This window comes from Paenibacillus sp. FSL H8-0104 (genome assembly GCF_038050215.1).
GTDB classification, from domain to species: Bacteria; Bacillota; Bacilli; order Paenibacillales; family Paenibacillaceae; genus Paenibacillus; species Paenibacillus amylolyticus.
Genome location: NZ_JBBOTC010000001.1, coordinates 5,053,322 through 5,071,620 on the forward strand (window position 1 = coordinate 5,053,322; position 18,299 = coordinate 5,071,620).

The following is an 18,299-nucleotide window of genomic DNA, read 5'->3' on the forward strand; positions in this document are numbered from 1 at the left end:
TCAAATAAGAAGTATTGCTTCCATAGCATATCGTGCGTATTCAGTTGGATTATTGTGCTCTCTCATGAAAAGGTTCCGTAAGATTGCGAACGATCTGATTGAGAATCAGAGTGTGTCCCGTAATTCCGTGACCGTCTACCCACAGGTGAGTATCTACGTAAAATATCCGATTATTTTTTACAGCCTTCAGCTCGTTCCATTGCGGACTCTCCCATAGTTTCCTCATATTCTCTTCAGCACTGAAGTGCTGCATGATCCGCTTCTCCACAAAAAGATAATCTGGATTGGCTTGCGTCAGCAGGTCAAGCGAACAAGGATTAAACCAGGCTGTACCTGAATCGAGTGCTTGCGGCAGTGTTAATCCAAGCTGTTCATATAACAAGAGTGATACCCCGTGTGAATGCCCACCCAGATATCGATAACCAAACGCTTCTACCCTCAGCAACATGACTGTGGATGCGGATTGGATGATGGGTTGCAACTGTCGCTTAGCTACACTGACTTCATGTTTCATTTGCTGATGCAGTCTATAAGCCTCATCTTCTTTAAGAAACCAGGCTGCTAATTGATCGAGCATTGGTTCTACATCTTGATGAAGTCCGGTAAGAATCGGTGCAATTGTGCGCAGCTCCCTTTTGACCTCTTCCGTCAATACGTTTCCAATCAACATCTCCGGTTGAACTTGTCGAACAAGTTCTATCTCCACCTCATACTGTGTCACCTCCAGCATATTCACTCCATGAGCTGTAAATTGTTCACGGTGATGTGGAGACAACAGGATCGGAGTTACCACTACGGCATGGGGAATGACACCCAGATGAATCATAATTTCTGCACAGATTGGAGAAAGTGATACGATCTTGCGCTGCGTCATCGTCTGCCTATATATCTTTGGTGATACGCCAGTCAACTGTTTGAATCGTCGGCTAAAATAATGAGCATCTTCAAATCCAGTCTTTTTGGCAATATCCTGAGAGGTTGCAGCGGTTAATAACAGTTCTTCCTGCGCGCGATAGATCCGGTAGTGGGCCAGATAATCCAGAGGTGGCTTACCATATCGCTCGCTAAATTTGCGGGAATAATGCCATGGACTAATACCAGCGATCTGAGCTAACTGTGTGCGTGTAATGACCTGATCATAATGCTGCTGCATATAGTCAATAGAGCGAAGTATACCGTGTTCTGGCTTCAACTCGTTATCCGGCTGTTTCCGATATAGATTACTTAACAACTCATATAACAAATGCTGATTGCCAACCCTTTCTGCACTCTGATTCTGTGTATACACTTCACTCCAATGCTGAATGATACTTGCCAGACCTCCACCGGACAGTTGCACTTTCTGATACGCCTCTCCTGACGGTAAATGCCATTCGAACTTCTCAGCTTCCCGTCGATCATGCAGCACCGAATATGTATCGAACTGAACATGCCAGCCTGCCAGATCCAGGTTGCCACCTTCAATGACCTCCATTACGGAATTCTCTTCAAGCGCAATTAATTCTCCATAGGAGACGTGAACTCGGTGTCCATTTATATTCCAGATCGCTTTTCCATCAATGATAAATATCAAAGTGTGACTGAAAAAGTGATGCAGCTCGCCTTTTGTTATCCAAGCGTTGCTTAGTGTATTCGTTGACTTCCATTGAGCAATCCATTCCATGTTGTCAGACATAGGTTATCCTTTCAAAGGGATTAGTAATCCAGATTTATAGGTTTCACTATATCAAAATACATGACAACGCCATAACCAACAAGCTATGGCTTGAATAAAATGGAGGACAGCTACTGAGCATTTCATACTTGTATTATTCAGAAAAACACAACAAAAGAGCCCGCACCATTAGGTACAAGCTCTTTCTTTCTTCTTTAATGTTATTTCTTCAATACTACGTTTTACATATTAATCAATACTAGCTTTCGGTGACCCCTGTCCCCGTTTCTGTCCTTTTCCTGCCATCCAATACGTTAGTCCACCTGAGACACCAAATGCAATAACCACACCAATGCAAGTGTGTAACAGATTCAAGCTACCCTCTTCGATGAAGAGCGGGAGGCTGACCAAGCTCGGATTCCCCACCATAGCAAATGCCTCGACAGATAACAATCCAAAATACAGTCCACCCGCAGCTCCACCCAGCATTGCCGCGTAGAAAGAGGATCTTTTTCTCAAGTTAACCGCATACAATGCAGGCTCTACCACTCCAAGGAGGGCTGTTCCAGTAGCCCAGAAAGCCAGGCTTCTTGATGTTGGCTCTTTTGAGCGCAAAGCGTTTGCAAGCGCGGCCCCCGCTTGTCCAACAATCGCCACTAACATGGCAGCAATCACCATAGAACCACCATTCATAACCATTTCATTAATAATGATGGCAATCAGCCAGTAGTGTAATCCTATAATTAACATCAGTGAGAAGACAGCTCCCAGTAACATCACCGACAAAACTGGAGCATTAGCTACTAGTGAATTCAATGCCTCCGGCAGATATTCATCAATCCAGGTGCCGACTGGACCAAGTATCATCAATACTAGCGGAACAAGAATCAGTAACGTCAGGAATGGAGCAACCATCCCTTTGGAGAATTTTGGACTCCATCGTTCAATGACTCTTTCCAGGTAGGCCGCTGCACAGATCGTGAGAATGACCCAGATGGGCGTAGAGTAAAAAGCAGGCTGGGACACAAGTGGCAAACCCAGGAAATGCACCTCTTTTTCCCCTGACATCAGCATGGTCATCTCCGGATAAAACATGAGTCCGCCAATAGATGCTGCAACATAGATATTACTCTTCAACCGATACGCTGTGCTGATTGCTACCAATATAGGCAGTACATAAAATACACTGTCTCCAATGATCCTGAAGATCGTAAAGGTCTGGCTGTCCATCAATGCTGAAGAGTCTGCAGAACTGTACGTATCCATTAACACAATAATGGCGACTATAATTTTAATAACAGCGGCTCCGAGAATCGCAGGCATCAAGGGCCTGAATACATCGGATACAAAATGTAAGATCGAGAATCCGTTTTTCTTCGCGTGTCCCGCTTCCTGCAACGCTGTCCCTGTCGAATCCCAAGCGTCCATACCCAGTAACGTATTGTAGATGAGTGAAGATTCATCTCTTATTACCAGATGACAATGCTCACCTGTTACCCGAATATTTGCTACAACATCTGCGGAGGTAAGAGCCGACATGTTCAACTGTGTACTGTCCTTCAGTACCAGTGTCGTTGTGTCCTTATCATGTTCTACGAGCTTAATGTTCTCCTTGCCACCTGCGAGTTTCAACCAATCTTCAATCTGTGTGTCATGCATTATGTACGATCTCCTCATATTACGGTAAACCCGTGTTTTGTGATGTGTTATGATCTAATATGCCTCTATCTATATACACATTTCCATGAAAAAACTTCAATAGGATAAAAAAACTAATTTCCCTGACATTTCATGTTCATTTATACAAGGTATATGGACCTATGACATTGTTTACGTAGCAAAAAAGCCTACTTTTATGTAGGCTCTTATCCAACTGTACTTATGAGTCATACTCTTCATACTCACAACCGACATTCGCAGTCATCAGATGATGTTGCACGTAAATATACATCCTCATCCTATGACAGTGCCAACATCGCGTTCATATCTTCTTCTGCCGTTGTAATTAACTTCAGACCAAACATATCTACGAGTACATCCAAGACACCTTCCGATATAAACTCAGGCGGTTTTGGTCCAATACGAATGTCCTGAATGCCAAGGCTGAACAGGCCAAGCAGGATCGCAACTGCTTTTTGCTCAAACCAGGACAGCACAATACTGACAGGTAACTCGTTTACAGTACAGCCAAAAGCATCCGCCAAAGCCATTGCAATTTTCACCGTAGAACCGGAATTGTTGCATTGACCCAGATCGATATAACGCGGTATACCCGTGCCTCCAACCGTACCATAATTCACATCGTTGAAGCGGAACTTACCACAGGATGTCGTCAGGATTACAGTATCATTCGGTAAGGATGTCGCGAGTTCACGATAGTAGTTGCCACCTTTGCCTGGCGCATCACAACCAGCAATAACGAAGAATCGACGGATATGCCCGTCTTTCACCGCTTGAATAATCTCGGGCGCAAGCCCAATCACGGTCTCATGATGATATCCTGTCGTTAAGACTTGCTCTGACTGTACATTAGCCGCAGGTAGTGACAAAGCACGTTCAATTAGAGGTGAGAAGTCATCATCCATAATCTTGGCAACCCCCTCCAGACCCGCCACTTCGTACGAGAAAAAGCGGTCTGCATATGTGCCTTTGATCGGCATGACACAGTTCGTCGTTGCGAGAATAGCACCCGGGAATTGTTCGAAAAGTCTTCTCTGATCGTACCAGGCTTTGCCGATATTACCCTTGAGATGGGCGTATTTCTTCAGCGCCGGATAACCGTGCGCAGGCAACATTTCCGAGTGCGTATAGATGTTAATTCCTTTTCCTTCGGTTTGACGCAGCAACTCCTCCAATGCATACAGATTATGTCCCGTCACCACGATGCACTGTCCTTCAATCTGGTTCTGGCTAACCGTAATCGGTTGCGGTACACCAAAGCGGTCCGTGTGCGCACGATCCAACACATCCATAATACGGATTGCTGCATTACCTACCTTCATCGCCATCTCCAGATGTTCCTGTACATTAAAATTCGAGTTCGTTAATGTCATATATAATGCCTCATGTGTAATCCGATCCACCTCAGGATCAGAATATCCCAACTGGCGTGCATGTGTCGCATAAGCAGCGATGCCTTTTAACGCAAATATCATCGTATCCTGCAAACTTGCGATTGTTTCGTTTTTGCCGCATACCCCTACCACGGTACACCCGCCACTCGGCGTCTGTTCGCATTGATAACAAAACATATGGTTTCCCCTCCAAACTTAGATTAAACGCAGTTCGTTATGTAATAGCGTAACAGACCCTGATATGAGCTAGTGTGATGGTGCACACAGTTTCTGATCCAACATCTATATTCGGTTCTCCAGACTATCATCCAAACTGGAAATAATAACATTCAAAAAAAGGCATATCTCGGATCATTATGAAAAATACTGTGTACAGCTAAAAACGTATAAATCCATAATCTTAAAAAAATACGAAAATGAAACGATTCTAGATTTTGCCCGTAAGGGTAATACACAGAGAAATCTAATATTCAAGGAGCTGGTCAATTGCAACATTACAGACACAGTGCGGAGGAAACCCTTCAGGATGTACAGAGTTCCTCCAAGGGACTCACGACCTCCGAAGCTGCCAAGAGAATTGAAACGGAAGGATATAACGAGTTAAAAGGTAAAGATGCAACACCAGTCTGGAAATTGTTCCTCGAAAATTTCAAAGATCCGATGGTCATCGTGTTGCTGATTGCAGCCGCGGTACAGGTTGTACTTGGACACCTGATTGAATCATTGATCATATTCCTGGTTATTTTGCTCAACGCGGTGATCAGTGTAGTGCAGACCAAAAAAGCCGAGAGTTCGCTTGACGCACTGAAACAAATGTCTGCACCTGAAGCCAAGGTCATTCGTGATGGCCAGAAAAAGACCATTCCAGCGAGGGAACTCGTTCCCGGTGATATTGTTATGCTGGATGCAGGTGATTATGTCCCGGCAGACGGGCGTATCCTGGAATCAGGAAGTCTGAAAATCAACGAAGGCATGTTGACCGGAGAGTCCGAAGCTGCGGAGAAACACGCCGATACCATCCCGGATGAGGCTCCAATCGGAGATCGTCGCAATATGGCCTTCAGTGGCTCACTCGTCGTATATGGACGGGGCATGCTTGTCATTACAGGTACGGCTCTCAAAACCGAAATCGGCAAAATTGCCGAACTGATTGAAAATGCCGAAGCCAAGAACACCCCATTACAGCGCAAGTTGGAATCATTCAGCAAAAAACTGGGCTTTTTCATCCTAGGCTTGTCGATTCTCATCTTTGGCATTGAAGCGGGTCGTGTATGGTTGACCGAAGGTACGGAGAATATCGGACCATCCATCGTAAATGCACTGATGTTTGCTGTAGCTGTTGCAGTTGCTGCCATTCCTGAGGCGTTATCCTCCATTGTGACTATCGTATTGTCACTCGGAACAAATAAGATGGCCAAACAACATGCGATCATTCGCAGACTGCCTGCCGTTGAGGCGCTCGGCTCTGCCAGTATCATCTGTACGGATAAAACAGGAACGCTAACTCAGAATAAGATGACTGTCGTGGATTATTACATTCCCCATGGCACCAAGGACGAATTCCCGGATGATCCCGACCAGTGGTCGGAAGAGGAACGACGTCTGTTACATATTGCAGTGCTCTGCAATGATTCGAATATTAACCAGGAAGGCAAGGAACTGGGTGACCCAACCGAAGTGGCCCTCATTGCCTTCAGCAACCGGGTGAACAAGGATTACAATGAAATCCGTGACCAGTTCCCGCGTGAAGCTGAGCTTCCTTTTGACTCGGATCGAAAACTCATGAGTACGGTGCATACCTTCGAGGGACAGACGGCTTTGCTGACCAAAGGTGGACCGGATGTGCTGTTCAGCCGCTGTAGTCATGTATTTATCAACGGTGAGGTTCAGCTCCTCACACCCGAGATTCGCACACAATTTGAAGAAAAAAATGAGGCCTTCTCCAAACGTGCCTTCCGTGTGCTGGCCTACGCGTACAAAAAATTCGATGATAAAAACCAGGTCACCATTGATGACGAGCATGATCTGACACTGGTTGGTTTGACAGCGATGATTGACCCACCGCGTGAAGCGGTATACGGTTCTATTGAAGAGTCCAAAAAAGCGGGCATTCGCACCATCATGATCACTGGAGATCACAAAACAACGGCTCAGGCGATCGGTGTGGATATCGGCCTTGCCGAACCGGATGACCTCGCCATTACCGGTGCTGAACTGGACAAAATGTCTGATGAAGAGCTGGATCAACAACTTGAACACATCTCGGTTTACGCAAGGGTATCTCCTGAAAACAAAATCCGGATTGTGCGTGCTTGGCAGCGTAAAGGCAAAGTGGCAGCCATGACCGGAGATGGAGTTAATGACGCACCCGCGCTGAAACAAGCCGACATCGGCGTAGCGATGGGTAGCGGAACAGATGTCGCCAAGGATGCGGCTGCCATGATTCTGACGGATGATAACTTTGTCTCCATTGTAAATGCGGTCAGTGTTGGACGGATGGTATTTGATAATATCAAAAAAGCCATCGCATACCTGTTCGCCGGTAACCTCGGCGCGATTATCGCCATTTTGTTTGCCTTGATCGTCGGCTGGGTTAATCCATTTACGGCCCTTCAGCTACTGTTCATCAATCTGGTGAACGACTCCCTGCCTGCCATTGCTTTGGGTACAGAGAAACCCGAGCCAGATGTCATGCGGCGTAAACCCCGTGACATTAACGAAGGCATCTTCGCAGGTGGAACCCTGCAGGCTGTGATTACGCGTGGTGTCCTGATTGGTGCGGCTGTTATTGTGTCTCAATATATCGGGCTTGGCATCTCGGAGGAAATCAGTGTGGCTATGGCGTTCACAACCTTGATTCTGGCACGCAGTCTGCAAACTTTTGCAGCACGTTCCAACACACAGACCATCTTCCAAGTAGGCTTTATGACCAATAAATTCGTGCTTGGCTCCATTCTGGTATGTCTGTGTCTCTATGCAATCACACTGATTCCAGGTGTTCGCGGTGTATTCGCAATCCCGGATACATTCGGCTGGAATGAGTTCCTGATTGCAGGCGGACTTGCTCTTGTCGCCGTCATTCTCATGGATGTCATCAAGTGGATTCGTAATCGCGGTAAACAAGTTACTGTGGCGTAAGATCTGCAGTTATAACATGCACAAACAGGCGCCCGTTATCGGAGCGCCTGTTTATTTACAGTTTTTTTTACACAAAGAGAACAGTCCACACACATACTGATGTTTCTAAAACATCCTCGCAAAATGTTTAAGCATTAAGCTGATATCTATATACCAACCAACAGATGGACAGGATAAGGATACATAATCCCCAGGATACCGAGGGGATGGTCGCCGACCAGTTAAACTTTTCTTTCCCTTTTGAACCATTTGTTAATCCGGATGCTATTAAAGCTATTCCAACAATTAAACCGATCTGGGCAAACAACAATAAAAATCCTTCTACCATTTAGATTACTCCCTCACATACTCCGCTATCAATTTGAACATCATTAGCGATTAATAAGTCCGTTTTCTGCGTCTAATTACCCTTGTTTGATGCCAAAAGCGATCCAGCGTCCATCGATATCCTCGATCACAAACTCCTTGTTATTATAGTCTGTATGATTGAGGGCACGTACGATTTTCACATCTGCGTTGATCAATTCCTGTTGAAGCTCTTCCTGGTTCTGGGTAATAAAATATGCATCATCTTCTCTTCATAAAACTGCGCGGTTCGATTCATATCAAGCGTCGGAAATACGCTATGGGACATTAATAATGCATGAGTCATGGGTATAATCTCCTTCATTTTCAATTCAACATGCTAATTAGTTACATATCTAGTTACCTAACCGCTGATCCATCTGCTTATGTATGTTCAATGATCATTTTAGTTAAATTCAGGAAATCCGTCTATTGTTTATTATTAAAATCTTACTATGCTCATCACATCCGAACGAATCAGTATGACATTATTGCCATATGATGAAATGGGGTGTAAAATGATATATTGGTTTTCATCAAATATCTATTAAAGATTCTATCCGAATTCATATTCATACCCAAGACAGGAATGGTACCGTGAAAGATAAAATTGTCATGCCAATCTGGACATGCTGCTTGTTCATCGTTGTGATGAATACCACCATGTTCAATGTTTCTTTGCCAGTCATTATTCATGATCTGCAGATTACCTCGGACCTGGGGTCTTGGGTCATCTCAAGTTATTCGATTGGTTACGCCCTGTCGACGGTGATCTACAGTCGATTGTCAGACCGTATCCCGGTACGCAAACTGTTAACGGTCGGGCTTCTGATCCTGGGGTTATCTTCGTTGCTCGGATTGTTCGCGCATAACTTCGCGATCTTGTTGCTGACACGCATACTACAATCTGCGGGTGCAGGAGTTATGGCCGGGCTGGGTCTCGTCATTGCAAGTCGTTACATCCCAGTGGAACGACTCGGAGCTGCCATCGCGCTGATCTCATCAGGTAGCGCCATGGCTTTTGGACTTGGCCCCATTGTCGGCGGACTCATTAGCGAATACTGGGGCTGGAACGGACTTTTTGCCATAACGGTGCTTGTCTTGCTCGCTCTGCCTGTATTGCTCTATTTCCTTCCACGGGAAACAGTCAAAACAGATCAGCCGTTCGATGTTATTGGTGCCATACTAACCGTCATTAATGCCACTACACTTCTGGTCGCGATCACCCAGCAGTCCTGGTTGTGGTTTGCCATTGGCGTTATTTCACTTGTTGTACACCTCCTGTATATTCGGAAAGCGAGTCTTCCGTTTGTGAATCCACAAGTGTTCCGAACGCCAGGATATACTCGGTTAATCCTTATCGGATTCTGCGTGCTGGTGGTGAATCTGGGCAATCTGTTTTTGATGCCGCTTGTGCTTGCTGATCTATATGGGCGCTCTTCGCTCGCCATTGGTTTGCTGATTGCACCTGGAGCTATTGTTGCAGCATTCTGCACCCGTTTTGTTGGACGCTGGATCGACCGTTATGGCAATATGCGATTTATGATCATCGGACACACCCTGCTCGCAGCGGTACTTGCTTTATTCATGCTCGAACTGGATCAATCCGCCCTGATCATTACCAGTGGTTATCTCTTTTTCTCACCGGCACTGTCAGCCTCCATGGCTTCACTGAATAATGAAGCGTCACGTGTGCTGCCCAAAGCGCAAATCGGTTTCGGTATGGGCATGTTACAATTGATTCAGTTCTTCGGTGGTTCGGTGTCTGTAGCCGTATGTGGGCTGCTGCTACACAGTATTCCGGGAGTCTCGGTCGAGGAAGCTTATCATGTGGTGTATGCTTGTCTGTTGCTCGTCTGCGTTGTTTCACTCGGGTTGACCATCTGGCATAGCAGAGCTTCACGCTCAAGCATTAAACCTGTTACATTGGACAATTGATATTTGATGTTTAAAGTTCAGAACAAAAAGGCTTGCGCCAAGCGCGAGCCTTTTTTAGTTTGGAACAGAAATGCCGTTTTTTTAAAAGGGGATTACTCAATGAACTTGAACTTACCGTTTACTTTTCTAATTTCGCCCTACAGCAGCATGCCAACTACTTCCCGTCCAGTGCGAACTTCCAGGCCTCCATTATGCTAATTGGGGCTTTACTACTGCTCTCGCCCTCACCTTCCTGCGTCCAAAGTGGTGGGTAATACGCGAATACTTGTCCTGTCTCGAGCTGAGACATATCCTCTTGCCAGCCTTTCCAGCGAAAGGTCCGATAGAACTGCTCCAGATCACCATTCGCCAGCCAGTTGATGAAACCTGAATATGCCAGTTCTGTCGATTCCCATTCGAGTGTATCCGGTGCAAAATAATATATGTGTCCCGTGCGGCCATACTTGCCTGTATCCAGTCCGAAGAAACCGCCTGCCGCATCATATGCAACGACCATCATACCTTCCAGCACATCTACCCAAGGTTGCTCACTCACACCATTCCAACTGGTGAGACTCCCCGATGTACTGTCACCACCCGCACCAAGCAGAGTAATCCAACCATGGTCCAGTACAATACCTTCTGTCTCATAAGCAACAGCCCCCAAATAGGATTTGGTGCTTATTTGCAGACGATAGAGGGTATCCTCTCCAGCCTCTTGTTTTGCTGGAACATACACATATGTATTTTGCCCGCTATTCAGGAGTTCCTTGAGTTCTTCCCATGCGTGATTCTCCCGATCTACTAATTCAGCTATCGTTAATGTATTCATGAGCAGTCTCCTCGCTGATTTTATAAGAGCATATCATGGGTTATTAACCCGTTCAAATCTGCTATAATCTATCTTCAAAGCTAAATTCAAGGGGGAAACGATTTGATTCGCGTAGTTATACTTATGATTCCGATTCTGATGGTGCTTGTATCCGGTTGTCAGAATCAGACATCTGCCATGAAGGAACCCGTTTCTGTTCAAAAGTCTGATCCCCAGGTCATCCATTACATATCACCCCAAGGAAACGACTCGAATAAAGGAACCATTCAATCTCCTTGGAAAACGTTGCAGCACGCAGCCGACCACGCTTCGCCAGGAAGCACGATCTATTTGCGTGAAGGTGTCTATCATCAGAAAGTCAAAATCACCCGGAGCGGTAATTCTTCCGCTAATCCAACCCTATTTTCAAGTTATCCTCAGGAGCAGGTTATCATTGATGGTAAAGGTTTATCTGTCCGGGGCATTGAAGGGTTAATTGAAATTGAAAATGCCAGTTATATCACGATTCAAAATCTCGAAATTCGTAATTTCACAACCACACTTGGGGGCCAAGTTCCAACCGGGATTTATGTCCACGGAGCAGGTGAGCATATTCAGCTGTTAGGCAACACCATACACGCGATTGCTAGTTACGCAACTCCTGAAGGTCCCGATTTGCGGGGCAGGGATGCCCACGGTATTGCCATATATGGCACAGAGCACCCTCAAGCTTTACGCGATATCATCATCAAGGATAATGAATTGTATGATCTTACACTTGGTTCAAGCGAGTCACTCGCAGTCAACGGTAATGTTGATACCTTTGCCATCCAGGACAATATCATCCATGATTCCGATAATATTGGTATTGATCTGATCGGGTACGAGGGTACGTCCGAGGACGACACGTACGATCAGGCTCGGAACGGCATTGTACGAGGAAACGAAGTATACGATATTACGTCCAATAACAATCCCTCCTACGGTACAGACCTGCCCAATGATACCAACTCGGCCGGCGGCATCTACGTAGATGGCGGGAAAGATCATATCATCGACCAGAACCGGGTATATCGGAGCGATATCGGAATTGAGATTGCATCAGAGCATGCCGGACGTTCAACCAGCAACATTACCGTGCGTGATAACCTGATTTATTCCAACAGATTGACGGGTATTGCCATGGGAGGTTATGACGAGGAACGAGGAGCTACCGAGGATAGCAAGATTATGTACAATACACTTGTGGGAAATGATACCCTGAATGCAGGCAATGGACAGTTATTCATGCAGTCACGGACAAAGAACAATACATTCATGCGTAACATTCTCGTATCAGGCAGCTCGGAAGTACTAATATACAACGAATATACTAGCAATACCGGCAATGTGTTTGACCATAATGTCTACTACTCACCAGGTGAGCAGGAAGATGCCCTGTGGGTTTGGAAAAATAAAGCCTACTCCGGCATCGCTGCCTACATCAAGGGATCTGGCAATGATGCACACTCCATATATGTGAACCCGGCATTTATGGATGAACCGAGCGAAGATTTTCGTCCTCAGGCGAACTCTCCGGCTAAGGTGTATGGTTACCTTGCTCCGCGATAGATTAACCCTGAGTCTGCCATCTCAACTTACAATAAAAGGAGCCTGTGCATGTGGGATCATCTCCCTCATCATACACAGGCTCCTTTTTGCTTTCTTTTGATGCAAACCAATCCTTAACTTTTTACCATCTGAGCTGCATGTGTCACCCGGTTTCGTCCTCCGGTTTTGGAGGCATACAGGGCGTTGTCCGCTCTTTGGAACAAGGACTTTTCCGTATCTTCCTCTACTACAGTGGCCGCACCGATACTCACAGTAATGTTATATTCACCCCAGTCGGCTGAAGCAACCTGTGAACGATATCGTTCTGCAATACCAATCGCCTGCTCCTCTTCACAATCTGGAAGAATGACAACAAATTCCTCTCCACCGTAACGTGCAACCACATCCGTACTTCGCGATACCGTTTGCAGCAGCCCTGCCAGATTGCCGAGCACCAGATCTCCGATCGGATGTCCGTACGTATCATTAATGCTTTTGAAATGATCAATGTCCACAACAAGAAGGGAGAAATAACGTTGTTTCTCCTGGAACATCATCAAGCTTTCAAGCATTTTTTCCTGGAAGAACCTGCGGTTCTTCAATCCTGTCAACAAGTCGGTGGAAGCCAGTGTCTCCAACTGATCATTCACTTTGATTAACGCTTGCTCTTTAATTTTATATTCCTCATGCAGTCGTTCAAGCTCCTTGTTCGCTTCTTGCGTCGCTTGATACAACTCTTGTAGCTTCGTTTTGGTATGCAGAATATCCTTCTCATGTTCGATTCGCTTACGCATGACTACAACGACACAATCCACAACGCTTTCCCCGTTACGGGTCTGGCGAACACCGTTAAGCAGAACAGGAACAGCCTGCTGATCACGGGTACGGAACGTGAAGTACATCTCGTCCACATGTCCATATAACTGGATGTAGGGATAGAAATACGTATGGAAAAACACCTTGTTGCTCACCGACATGGTGGATTCAATATGTTGCCCTATGAGCTCATCGCGTTCATATCCAAGCATCGTAAGCAAAGTTTGATTAACCGACTGTACGACGCCCGAATCAGAGATAGAGAAGTATCCACAGGGAGCCAGATCTAATTGTATATCCATGGAATAACTGCCTTTCTTCCGCTTTTTATGCGCTCGTTAAATAATCCTTAATCATTCGGATGGTTTCTTCCGGTTGACTTAGATGCGGATAATGTCCCTTGGCCGTCATCTGTTGCAATCGGCTATTCTTCAGATGAGCGTGTAAATAATCCCCTACTTCTACCGGGGCAATGCTGTCATCCGAGCACTGAAGAATTAATGTTGGCACAGTTGCCTGCTCCAGATCAATACGACAGTCCGATAAAAACGTCACTTCGGCAAATTGTCTCGCAATATGCGGATCTCTGGAGCAGAAGCTTTTCTCCAACTCTTCCGTCAGCTCTTTCCGTTCCGGATTGTTCATCACAATGGGTGCCAGATAACTCGCCCACCCAATAAAATTCATCTGCATCATCTCAAGTAATTCATCGATATCATTCCGATCGAAACCTCCATAATAATTCGGCAGATCATTCACGTAACGTGGGGAGGGCCCTAACATTATAATTTTTTTGAAATATTTGGGGTTCTGAATCGATGCCAGCATACCAATCATACTACTGACGGAATGCCCGACAAATATGGTGTCCTTTAGTTCGAGCGCTTCCATAACTTCCAGCACATCCTGGGCGTATCCTTGAAGGTTGCTATATTTGATAGCATCATAATAGTTAATTTGAGATTCGCCAGATCCAACATAATCAAACAACACCACACGGTAGTTCTCCATAAAACCTGGAATAATGTAACGCCACATATCCTGATCACATCCAAAACCATGAGCAAATACAATCGTTTGGCTACCCGAGCCAAGTACCTTAACATTATTTCTTACAAGTATATCAACAGTCACTACATATCACCTCTCCGAGGTAGTATTCACTTGAATCATTTTATCTGATTAGTATACCGGAAAATGTTGGGATATGAATTAAAAATAATTAATAACTTCTCTCATCCACCTAAAAATCATGAACCCCTGCTCTGAATACGCGCTTTACAATCTGACGATCGTCAGGTAAAATCAGTTCAACATGTCGCGCGACAGAGATCAATATTACGGAGGAAAACCATGAGTACTTCAACACATAGCTCTACACCTCAGCAACTCTGGGGAAGATCATTCCTATTTATCATGTTAGCCAACGCATTATTGTTTATGGCATTTGAAATGTTGCTTCCCACCTTGCCTTTGTTTGTCTCAAGTCTTGGTGGCGAAGCCTCCCAAATTGGGCTTGTTACCGGCGTATTTATGTTTTCTGCCATCTTGATTCGACCCTTCACTTCTGTTTTAGCAGCTCAAATAGATAAAAAATATCTATTGATTATCGGCATCACTATCTGTGCATTAATGACAGGCGCATACTACCTATCGTCAGGTATTTGGATGATTCTTGTATTTCGAGTGATCCACGGATTCGGATTTGGTTTGGCAACGACATATTTTGCAACGATTGCCACTGAAAACATACCAAGAGATCGCCGGGGAGAAGGTATGGGGTATTTCGGCGTAGGGGAGACAGTCGCTATATCCATCGGTCCATTGATTGGAACAAGCCTGTTGTTTAGGTACGACTACCAGAGCCTGTTTATGGGAGGTATGTGCATTTTGCTGTTAGCTCTCCTAATGACAGTGTTTGTATCCAGAAAGCCGAAAACAGAAGGTAGTAGCGAGTCTATGCAAACTCATGTCCCTTCGGTGAAACTGATTGAAAAGAAGGTACTTTTCCCTTCCCTTCTCATTATGCTCGTTGGCATTGCAGCGGGTTCAATCATGTCCTTTGTGGCTTTATTTGCCGCCGAAAGAGGGTTCGAGAATATAGCCTGGTTTTTCTTCATCGTTGCCATCGCCAGCTTCGCCGTTCGACTATTTTCGGGGAAAATGTTTGATCGATGGGGACCAGGTTCCGTGTTGTTACCTTCTGCCGTGTTTGCAATCGCGGGGCTACTGGTTCTGATTATCGCCCAGAGTGATGTGCAATTCCTGATCGCCGGCGCATTATATGGCTTTGGTTTTGGTGCCATATTCCCGGCCATTCAGACCTGGTGTGTGAATCTTGTAGAAGAACATGAGCACGAAAGTGCGATGGCTTCCTTCTTTAACTTCTTTGACCTCGGAATTGGCGGTGGTTCGTTGATCCTGGGCGTGGTGGCTTCTGCATTTTCCTATACGGTGGTGTATGCTATCTCTATAGGCATTTTTGTGGTATATATCTTGTTATATTTGGTATACTCCCAAAAACAGCAGAGGTATACAGCTCGCCAACTGGAGGTAGACATTGAGTAAAAAACGAATCAAGGAAATTGCCATTCAACATTTTAATCGTCTGGGTTACGAGGGGACCAAGATGGCGCAGATTGCCGAAGAGGCAGGCATTCGCAAGCAATCCCTGGCTTATCATTATTCATCCAAAAAAGCGTTATTGCTGGAGTTATATGAGGAAGTTGTGCAGGAGGAACAGCAGTTTGTACGCCAATTCTTCAGCGAGTCTGTTACCCAAACTTTGGATCAGCAGCTATATGCCTTTTTGCATGAACACAAAAATCGCTTTCTGACTCATCCAAACGTCGCTTTTATGTATATCCTGTCCTTTATCACACCGCTGGAGGTGCATGATTTTGTGCTGGCCCAGTATCGAACGTACCTCGGGACATTGAAAGAAGAGCTGGCAGCCGTATTCACCAGACATTCCGATATAAGCCTGAGTCCGGAAGAAGCCACCGTAGCTTTTGTCACCGTGATGGATGGATTGGATATACAGCTCGTGTATGAGACACGGCAATCCTATGAACAAGCTTTGGCGATCACCTGGAAAGTCTTCTGGTCAGGCATCCAGCGTTAACGGATCATTTACGATCAAACTACACAAATAAGAGGGGCGTCCCGCCAGCCATGTTGATGACTTTTGGGACTGCCCCTCTATTTCTTTATTTCACGGTTAGGATCACACGTTGATAATGCTTCAACTGATGCTCTCCATCATCCTGTACTTCGGCAACGATATGAAGGGTATCCCCCGATTTGGCATCGTCAGGAACGGTAAATGTCACCGCTTCGGTGTCACTGCCCTGTAATTTTATCGTATCCACCTGCTCATCCTTGGCAAGTTCACGATGCAATCCAAGCTGCAGGTCACCCGCCATTTCAGGCTGAACTTTGTTCGGTGTTACTTTGGAATCCTCATAAGTGTCCGCTTCGAAATATCTCCACCACGTATAGGTCAGTTGATCTCCATCCGGGTCTTTCCCCTCCGCGTGAAGAGTAACTTCCTCCCCAGGACTAACACTAAGATCCACCCCTTCCTTAATCGTTAAAGACGGATTATGGTTGGCACCTTCGTAAGTGTCTGCAACTGCCCAGTCTGCACGTGCTGCAAAATCATCCTGCACATCGTCAAACCATCTCATCAGAGAGTATTCGGCTTCATAGCGTTTGGTGTACGGATCGTAATCAAGCACATTGTTTCTAAACAGCTTGTCGTTCACAACTCCAAAGCGTCCACCCCAACCGCCGTAGGAAGGGTCTTCCATACTGCGCAGCCCATTATCAATCAGATAAAAGAAGGAAGGAGAGTCACCCTCAGATATAAAATCGTACTTGTCATATTGTGGATTGTTCTTCAGATACTCAGCACTTCCCCGTTGTTCTTCGGCTAGTTCGCCTTCGATCATTTTACCATCACCCATCGATGCATACATATCCATCAGCTTGCCATGTCCGTTCAGAATATTCTTGACCATCCAGTCGCCATGAAGCTTACTGTTCACTTCTTCGGCATGCATCTTCCATGCATAGGCAAAATGCCAGAAGTTCGATTGGTCGTTGAGAATGCGGATATCCGGCCAATTCTTCGCAATGTATTCGTTGTAGCTGTCATCCTGATCGAGGATGATGTACAGGACCAGTTTGTCACTGACTTTTTTGCGAATCGTATCCCACTCGGCCGTATCTTTGTACTGTTCTTCAATCGATTTTAGCGCTCTGGCTGTGGTATTGGTGCCCCCCCATGTCTGAACAATCAGGTCTCGGGAGTCATCATCGAGGAAAAGAGTTTCGAGGAACTCGGAACCTTCGGTTTCCTTCTCCATCTCCCCTTTATCGGAAATATTACCGATCTTGGTCATCGCTCGAAGCTGTTCCGGCTCCGGGTACCCATCCGCATGTTTGGATAAGTTCGGGTAGATCTCGCCATAGGCATCGATCATATCGTACACCCACTGTGTGCCTGTCCAGCGGAACGGCTTGATCCCTGCTTCCTCGTCTCCAGCATAATGATACACCGAGCTGGTCAGTACAATTCCGGCAAGGTCCATCTCATTCGAATATAAGAGGAAACGAATGACGGAGTTCATATCATCCACCTCACCGTCGGTTGTAATCACTGTTCTGCCTTTGGCAGCTTGGTTGTTTGCAGGTTCCTGGGTTTCATTCTCTGTCTGCTCTGTCGCCTGATTTGGTGTGTCACTCGCGGTTTGTGGCGCTTTGGATGCGCATCCACTAATTCCCAGGATGATACTGAGACAACCTGCGGCAAAACCGTTTAACCATTTTCTCTTGTTCATAATGCTCCCCTTTCTTCTGTACAGCGTGATGTTAGTTGGGTTGGAAATAAGTACGTCCTCTGTTTTTCTATCCTTAATATGGACCGTAGAATGCAAAAAAACCCGAACAA

At 45.7% G+C, this 18,299-nt stretch carries 13 protein-coding genes; 5 read left to right on the forward strand and 8 right to left on the reverse strand.

Going from position 1 to position 18,299, the window contains the following annotated elements; genetic code table 11:
• Window positions 1–49: 49 nt before the first annotated feature.
• The 3 genes from NST38_RS22350 to hcp form a co-directional block, all read right to left on the reverse strand.
• On the reverse strand, window positions 50–1,675 hold the full coding sequence (locus NST38_RS22350) for a helix-turn-helix domain-containing protein (RefSeq protein WP_076252769.1): 1,626 nt from the start codon (window positions 1,673–1,675) through the stop codon (window positions 50–52).
• 228 nt (window positions 1,676–1,903) lie between these two features.
• Entirely contained in the window at window positions 1,904–3,313 is a 1,410-nt protein-coding gene (locus NST38_RS22355) for a PTS transporter subunit EIIC (RefSeq protein WP_076252770.1), read from the reverse strand.
• 299 nt (window positions 3,314–3,612) lie between these two features.
• A complete protein-coding gene (gene hcp, locus NST38_RS22360) occupies window positions 3,613–4,905 on the reverse strand; it encodes a hydroxylamine reductase (protein WP_076252771.1) in 1,293 nt (430 codons plus the stop codon).
• A gap of 309 nt (window positions 4,906–5,214) precedes the next feature.
• Between hcp and NST38_RS22365 the strand changes: the two genes are divergently transcribed.
• Window positions 5,215–7,866, forward strand: coding sequence for a cation-translocating P-type ATPase (locus NST38_RS22365; RefSeq protein ID WP_076252772.1), 2,652 nt, complete (start codon window positions 5,215–5,217; stop codon window positions 7,864–7,866).
• Between the two features lie 127 nt (window positions 7,867–7,993).
• On the opposite strand, the gene NST38_RS22370 is transcribed toward NST38_RS22365, so the two are convergent.
• Window positions 7,994–8,194, reverse strand: a complete 201-nt coding sequence (locus NST38_RS22370) for a hypothetical protein (protein WP_076252773.1) — start codon at window positions 8,192–8,194, stop codon at window positions 7,994–7,996.
• Between the two features lie 614 nt (window positions 8,195–8,808).
• Here NST38_RS22370 and NST38_RS22375 point away from each other — a divergent pair.
• Window positions 8,809–10,149, forward strand: a complete 1,341-nt coding sequence (locus NST38_RS22375; protein WP_076252774.1) for an MFS transporter — start codon at window positions 8,809–8,811, stop codon at window positions 10,147–10,149.
• Window positions 10,150–10,303: 154 nt separating this feature from the next.
• Here NST38_RS22375 and NST38_RS22380 read toward each other — a convergent pair whose 3' ends face one another.
• Window positions 10,304–10,960, reverse strand: coding sequence for a DUF2625 family protein (locus NST38_RS22380; RefSeq protein WP_076252775.1), 657 nt, complete (start codon window positions 10,958–10,960; stop codon window positions 10,304–10,306).
• Window positions 10,961–11,062: 102 nt separating this feature from the next.
• Here NST38_RS22380 and NST38_RS22385 point away from each other — a divergent pair, with 102 nt between their 5' ends.
• A complete protein-coding gene (locus NST38_RS22385) occupies window positions 11,063–12,550 on the forward strand; it encodes a DUF1565 domain-containing protein (RefSeq protein ID WP_076252776.1) in 1,488 nt (495 codons plus the stop codon).
• A 113-nt stretch (window positions 12,551–12,663) separates the two neighbouring features.
• On the opposite strand, the gene NST38_RS22390 is transcribed toward NST38_RS22385, so the two are convergent.
• Both NST38_RS22390 and NST38_RS22395 read right to left on the reverse strand, forming a co-directional pair.
• On the reverse strand, window positions 12,664–13,647 hold the full coding sequence (locus NST38_RS22390) for a sensor domain-containing diguanylate cyclase (RefSeq protein WP_076252777.1): 984 nt from the start codon (window positions 13,645–13,647) through the stop codon (window positions 12,664–12,666).
• Window positions 13,648–13,672: 25 nt separating this feature from the next.
• Window positions 13,673–14,479 carry an alpha/beta fold hydrolase gene (locus tag NST38_RS22395; protein ID WP_036617433.1) on the reverse strand — a complete coding sequence of 269 codons (807 nt, stop codon included), beginning with the start codon at window positions 14,477–14,479 and terminating at the stop codon, window positions 13,673–13,675.
• A gap of 219 nt (window positions 14,480–14,698) precedes the next feature.
• Between NST38_RS22395 and NST38_RS22400 the strand changes: the two genes are divergently transcribed.
• On the forward strand, window positions 14,699–15,913 hold the full coding sequence (locus NST38_RS22400) for an MFS transporter (protein ID WP_076252778.1): 1,215 nt from the start codon (window positions 14,699–14,701) through the stop codon (window positions 15,911–15,913).
• Window positions 15,906–16,469 carry a TetR/AcrR family transcriptional regulator gene (locus tag NST38_RS22405; RefSeq protein ID WP_076252779.1) on the forward strand — a complete coding sequence of 188 codons (564 nt, stop codon included), beginning with the start codon at window positions 15,906–15,908 and terminating at the stop codon, window positions 16,467–16,469. Before NST38_RS22400 ends, NST38_RS22405 begins: the two co-directional genes overlap by 8 nt.
• A gap of 85 nt (window positions 16,470–16,554) precedes the next feature.
• Here NST38_RS22405 and NST38_RS22410 read toward each other — a convergent pair whose 3' ends face one another.
• Window positions 16,555–18,189, reverse strand: coding sequence for a DUF1593 domain-containing protein (locus NST38_RS22410; RefSeq protein ID WP_076252780.1), 1,635 nt, complete (start codon window positions 18,187–18,189; stop codon window positions 16,555–16,557).
• Window positions 18,190–18,299: the final 110 nt, after the last annotated feature.